Below are 496 nucleotides of genomic sequence, written 5' to 3' on the forward strand. Positions count from 1 at the left end.
TGGCTCAACATTCCCACCAGGAACTAAGGTAGAAATCCCAGGTAAAGATGGTAACCCAATCACCGTAACAATCGGTGAAGACGGTAAAGGTAAAGTACCAAACAGTGAATTACCAGACGGTAAAGTTCCAGGTACAGGTAAGATTACTGAACCAGGTAAACCAGCTGTTGAAGTTCCAGTAACAACACCAGGTAAGGTAACACCAGCAACACCAACAGATCCAATTCCAGATGCACCAATGACACCTGATACTAATGGAGGTTCTGGTCAAGATACACCAGCACCAGCTACTCCAACTCCAAATGCAGTTACTCCGAATGCATATCAGGTAGATACTAAGACTACTGTTGATAATGGAGCTAAGTCAAATGATTCTCAAAATGTGTTGCCAAATACAGGAACAGAATCAAATGCGACTCTTGCATCTCTAGGTCTTCTTGGTATTCTAGGTGGTCTCGGACTTGCTTTGGGAAAGAAAAAAGAAGACTAAAAATTT

1 protein-coding gene is annotated in these 496 nt (G+C 42.1%); it reads left to right on the plus strand.

The features are described 5' to 3' along the window. On the plus strand, nt 1–490 hold a 490-nt coding region (locus ADF68_RS11355; protein WP_049548391.1), incomplete at its 5' end, for an LPXTG cell wall anchor domain-containing protein. Between the last annotated feature and the right edge of the window lie 6 nt (nt 491–496).

It is taken from the genome of Streptococcus pseudopneumoniae (assembly GCF_001068775.1).
In the GTDB taxonomy this organism is placed as follows: Bacteria; Bacillota; Bacilli; order Lactobacillales; family Streptococcaceae; genus Streptococcus; species Streptococcus pseudopneumoniae_N.